The sequence below is a fragment of the Nostoc cf. edaphicum LEGE 07299 genome (assembly GCF_015207245.1).
In the GTDB taxonomy this organism is placed as follows: domain Bacteria; phylum Cyanobacteriota; class Cyanobacteriia; order Cyanobacteriales; family Nostocaceae; genus Nostoc; species Nostoc edaphicum_B.
On sequence record NZ_JADEXF010000335.1, the window covers coordinates 1 to 5,267 of the forward strand.

Annotated in this window: 6 protein-coding genes; 4 read left to right on the plus strand and 2 right to left on the minus strand. The window is 43.3% G+C overall.

Annotated features, from left to right (window positions below; genetic code table 11):
- A partial coding sequence (locus tag IQ229_RS11915; protein ID WP_194043938.1) for a hypothetical protein occupies positions 1–579 on the minus strand: 579 nt, incomplete at its 3' end.
- A 145-nt stretch (positions 580–724) separates the two neighbouring features.
- Between IQ229_RS11915 and IQ229_RS11920 the strand changes: the two genes are divergently transcribed.
- The 4 genes from IQ229_RS11920 to IQ229_RS11935 all read left to right on the plus strand — a co-directional run bounded on the left by IQ229_RS11920 (position 725) and on the right by IQ229_RS11935 (position 4,328).
- The gene (locus tag IQ229_RS11920) at positions 725–874 is read left to right on the plus strand and encodes a hypothetical protein (protein ID WP_194043940.1); all 150 of its coding nucleotides are present in this window, start codon (positions 725–727) and stop codon (positions 872–874) included.
- Between the two features lie 41 nt (positions 875–915).
- On the plus strand, positions 916–2,292 hold the full coding sequence (gene gor / locus IQ229_RS11925; protein WP_194043942.1) for a glutathione-disulfide reductase: 1,377 nt from the start codon (positions 916–918) through the stop codon (positions 2,290–2,292).
- Between the two features lie 112 nt (positions 2,293–2,404).
- On the plus strand, positions 2,405–3,067 hold the full coding sequence (locus IQ229_RS11930; RefSeq protein ID WP_194043945.1) for a YqiA/YcfP family alpha/beta fold hydrolase: 663 nt from the start codon (positions 2,405–2,407) through the stop codon (positions 3,065–3,067).
- Positions 3,068–3,179: 112 nt separating this feature from the next.
- Positions 3,180–4,328: a histidinol-phosphate transaminase gene (locus tag IQ229_RS11935; RefSeq protein WP_194043949.1), complete on the plus strand. Its 1,149-nt coding sequence runs from the start codon at positions 3,180–3,182 to the stop codon at positions 4,326–4,328.
- A gap of 8 nt (positions 4,329–4,336) precedes the next feature.
- Here the strand turns inward: IQ229_RS11935 and IQ229_RS11940 are convergent, their stop codons facing one another.
- Positions 4,337–4,891, minus strand: coding sequence for a hypothetical protein (locus IQ229_RS11940; RefSeq protein ID WP_194043947.1), 555 nt, complete (start codon positions 4,889–4,891; stop codon positions 4,337–4,339).
- Positions 4,892–5,267: the final 376 nt, after the last annotated feature.

A 5,267-nucleotide genomic window follows, 5' to 3' on the forward strand; every position in this document is an offset into this window, starting at 1 on the left:
CCGTAACACCCGTAACTCCAACACCTGTAACCTCAACAGATCCGACACCCGTAACCTCAAAAGACCCAACGCCCGTAACACCCGTAACTCCAACACCTGTAACCTCAACAGATCCGACACCCGTAACCCCAAAAGACCCAACGCCCGTAACACCCGTAACTCCAACACCTGTAACCTCAACAGATACAACACCCGTAACGCCAAAAGATCCAACCCCCGTAACACCAACACCCGTAACCTCAACAGATCCAACACCCGTAACACCAACAGATCCAACGCCCGCAACACCCGTAACTCCAACACCTGTAACCTCAACAGATCCAACACCCGTAACTCCAACAGATCCAACGCCCGTAACACCCGTAACTCCAACAGATCCAACGCCCGTAACACCCGTAACACCAACAAATCCAACGCCCGTAACACCCGTAACTCCAACAGCTCCAACACCCGTAACTCCAACAGATCCAACGCCCGTAACACCTGTAACTCCAACACCCGTAACACCCGTAACACCCGTAACCCCTGTAACTCCAACAGATCCAACACCAGTAACCCCAACTGACTCTCCAAGTACATAAAAATTGCTAATGAGGGTAAAAAATGCTCTGCGAACCGCCGAAGGCAGTACGTTTATGTCATACTTTTGCGTAAGTCCTGTGGAATTTAGCTCCTCCAATGCGGTAGCACAGACTTATGCTCGACTAGGAGCAGAACTATACAATTGTTAACTACTGCCTTTACAGCCGCCAAAGCAAAAAGTGATATTCCCTACGACCAGATAGCATCTGCTAACGCTAGATTAAATCAAGGACAGGACTTACACAGCGTTCACCGGATATCGTTATATAGTTCAATCACGTTCTGTGTGTAAGTTCCCAGGAACTCACTTGTTGCAAAAGAGAACATAAACTTATGACTTTTGATTACGACCTATTTGTAATTGGTGCGGGTTCTGGAGGTTTGGCGGCTTCCAAACGAGCGGCTAGCTACGGCGCAAAAGTGGCGATCGCTGAATATGATTTAGTTGGTGGCACTTGTGTGATTCGCGGTTGCGTTCCCAAAAAACTTATGGTCTATGGCTCTCACTTTCCCGAACTGTTCAGTGACGCTTCAGGCTATGGCTGGAAAGTAGGTAATGCTGAGTTTGACTGGGAATATTTCATTACATCTATAGATAAGGAAGTTCGGCGACTGTCGCAGCTACACATCAATTTCTTGGAAAAAGCCGGAGTGGCACTATTTTCTGGTCGCGCCACATTGGTAGACCCCCATACAGTCGAAGTTGATGGACGCAAAGTTACAGCAGACAAAATTTTAATTGCTGTTGGCGGGCGTCCTATCAAACCAGATTTACAAGGGATGGAATATGGCATTACCTCTAACGAAATGTTTCATCTAAAAGAACAACCAAAACACATCGTTATTATTGGCGCTGGTTATATTGGCACGGAATTTGCTTGTATTATGCGCGGTTTGGGTTCTCAGGTGACACAAATTACCAGAGGTGAAAAGATTTTGAAGGGGTTTGATGAGGATGTCCGTACAGAAATAGAAGAGGGCATGACAAACCACGGAATTCGGCTGATTCAAAATAATGTGGTGAAAGCAATTGAACGTGTGCCAGAAGGGTTGAAATTGACTTTATCAGGAGACGAGCAAGAACCAGTAATTGCCGACGTATTTTTAGTAGCGACCGGTCGAACTCCCAATGTAGATGGATTAGGTTTAGAAAACGCCGGGGTTGATGTTGTCGCCAGTTCTGTAGAAGGGCCTGGATACGCTACCACAAATGCGATCGCAGTCAATGAATATAGTCAAACTAATCAACCGAATATTTTTGCTGTTGGCGATGTCACCGACCGAATCAATTTAACTCCCGTAGCTATTGGCGAAGGTCGCGCTTTTGCCGATAGCGAATTTGGGAATAATCGCCGCGAATTCAGTCACGAAACTGTGCCCACAGCCATATTTTCTACCCCAGAAGCCGCAACAGTCGGCTGGACAGAAGCCGAAGCACGGGAAAAACTTGGTGATGCTGTCAAAATTTTTCGCACTCGCTTTCGCCCCATGTACCACAGTTTGACTGGTAAGCAAGAGAAGACAATGATAAAGTTGGTGGTTGATGGCAACACCGACAAAGTTCTAGGCGCTCACATGGTAGGTGAAAGTGCCGCTGAGATTATCCAAGGTGTAGCGATCGCCATCAAGATGGGCGCAACCAAAAAAGACTTTGATGCCACTGTGGGTATCCATCCCTCATCCGCAGAGGAATTTGTCACAATGCGGTAATAAAACTTAGGAGTAAGGAGTTGTGAGTTATGAATTATAAGTGAGACACAACAAATGATAAATCTTTATTTATCAACACTCAATAATTTTTAACTCCTAACTATTTACAACTTTGGACTACATATATCTTCACGGATTTGCTTCTAGCCCTAAATCTGCCAAAGCGCAGGATATAAGTGATCGCTTTACCCAAATTCAGACAAGGCTGAAAATTCCCGATCTCAATGCTGGTGATTTTTCCCAATTAACAATCACTCGTCAGCTCACTCAAGTTGCCGCAGAATTCAGCAATGATTCTACACCAGTAACACTCATTGGCTCAAGTTTGGGTGGTTTGACCGCTGCCCACTTGGGACAACAAAATTTGCAAGTGCAACGCTTGGTTTTGCTAGCACCAGCTTTTGGGTTTTTATCCCATTGGTTGCCTAAGCTAGGGGATGAAAAAGTACAGCGTTGGCAGCGAGAAAAATATATCATGGTCTACCACTATGGTGAGCAGCGATGTCTAACGACAAGCCGCTCTGCGTCTACGCTTCCCTTAAATTACGATTTCGTTACAGATGCTGCCCAATACCAAGAAAAGTTTTTACAACGCCCTATCTCCACGCTAATTTTGCACGGAAAAAAGGATGAAGTCATTCCGATAGAAGCTAGTCGTGATTTTGTGCGATCGCGTCCTTGGGTGGAGTTAGTCGAACTCGACAGTGACCACACCTTGGGTAATGTTATGGAAGAAATTTGGCAGGCAATTCGCCTCTTTTGCCAATTACCTTGAAGTTGTAAAATATTAGACTCACACATAAATAATGTCGTTAGTCATTTGTGCTTTGTTAGTTACTAATGACCAATGACTAATGACCAATGACTAATGACTAATGACTAAAACTATGCTTCCCTTCATCCGGTCAGATTTAGCCCAATTCACCGCCTATAAACCTCATCCTAGCAGCGATACAGCCAATTTTGTTCCCACAAAGTTCGATCGATTAGATACAAATGAAAGCCCCTACGATTTACCTCCTGAGTTAAAAGAGAAGCTGGCGTGGACTTATCAGCAAGTAATTGAAACAAATCGTTATCCTGATGGCGGACATGAAACACTTAAGGATGCGATCGCTGAATACATTAATCAGTCAGCCGCCCTCTCATCATCCTTCTTTACTGCTGCCAATATTTCTGTTGGTAATGGTTCAGATGAACTAATCCGCTCTTTATTAATCGCCACCTGTCTAGGAGGAGAAGGGTCAATTCTGGTTGCCAATCCTACTTTCTCAATGTACGGGATTTTGGCACAAACTTTGGGCATTCCTGTAGTGGCAGTGGGGAGAAATGAAACAACTTTTGAAATTGACATAAGCGCCGCACAGTCTGCGATCGAACAAACTCAAAATCCCCCCATTCGCGTAGTTTTCGTAGTCCATCCCAATTCGCCGACTGCTAACAGCTTAACTGAGGCAGAGTTAGCGTGGTTAAGAAGCTTGCCACAGCATATTTTAGTAGTAATTGATGAAGCTTACTTTGAATTCAGTCAAACTACCCTAGTAGGTGAATTAGGACAGCATCCCAATTGGGTAATATTACGCACTTTTTCTAAAGCTTTCCGATTAGCATCTCTCCGTATTGGTTATTGCGTTGCCCATCCCGAAGCGATCGCCATTTTAGAAAAAGTTCGCTTACCCTACAATCTCCCCAGTTTTTCCCTAGCAGCTGCCTTAGTTGGTTTACAAAATCGTGCACTTTTGCTGGAATCAATTTCCCAGGCCCTGAGTGAACGAGCTAAACTCATCGAAATTTTATCCCAGCAACCAGAACTACAAATTACTCCAAGTGCTGCCAACTTTATTTACCTGCGTCTTAAACCAAATGGCTTTAATTCACAAGAAGCTGCTTTAAAAACTTTCCACCAGAAACTTAGAACACTCGGCACTCTTGTACGGCACATTAGCGGAGGATTACGAATTACTGTCGGTACGATAGAAGAAAACGCCCGCACCGTTAATCGAGTAAAAGCTGCTTTGGCAAATTTGTCATCTTAGCAATTTACTCAGTAATTAAACCTGCTGTTTACCTCACTGCCCAAACGGCGTACTACTCCCACAGTTTGTGGCAGCACACCCACTAAAAGAGCAAAGGCAACATCCGGCAAAAGAGCCACTATTTCTGGTGGAAAGTATTGTTCAAATTGATCGAGAATTTTCTGGACTCGCTGCCCAGGCAGTGGATTTTCTGTAATTTGTTTGATCAATCGAATCCACTGTCGCCTAATCAAGTAAGCCTTCTGGCGTTCTTCATTAGATTCAGGAGTTAATAAAGAAAGATTACCTATGGGCAGTGCCCTTTGGCAATCACAATCGTAATCCCCACCCACAGCAGCCCCAGGCCCAGCAAACTCTGCATGGTAGCGTTTAAAGAGTATTAATCCATTTCGCCTCCGACTATTGACGATGAAAACTTCTCCACTGTGCAAACGTGTAAGGATATCCGAGCCTTGTGATTGCTCAGTTCCGTCTGACATGACAACAGAGTCAAGGAAAGTAGTTTCAGGGTAATAAGTTGATACCATAGAGGTCTGATAGCGTCGATGCTGTTCGCTATCCATGTTTTTTAAACTTTTAATGAATGTTGTTGTAGTATGCACTTCAAAACGGAATTAGCTGTTATGTCAAATCAAGTTTTTGAATTCTTTTATTATCAAGACCTTCCTGGTCAATCCAACTAAAAATAGCAATATATAGGCGTTGTTTTAGTAATTGAGTGATTATATTTTATGAGATATAACTAGATTTGTCTGTAAACTATACTCGTGTTTTCTTAAAGTTTCTATAAAGATGAATAAATGAATTACAAAGTTATTATGAGGAAGTAATGATTTTTTCAACGCGAATTCTTATATGTTCCGATTATAGTCCATTTTCATCTATATCGAATGCTTGAAAAAATGTGTTAACCATAAATCCCAAAAGCTAAATTTAACA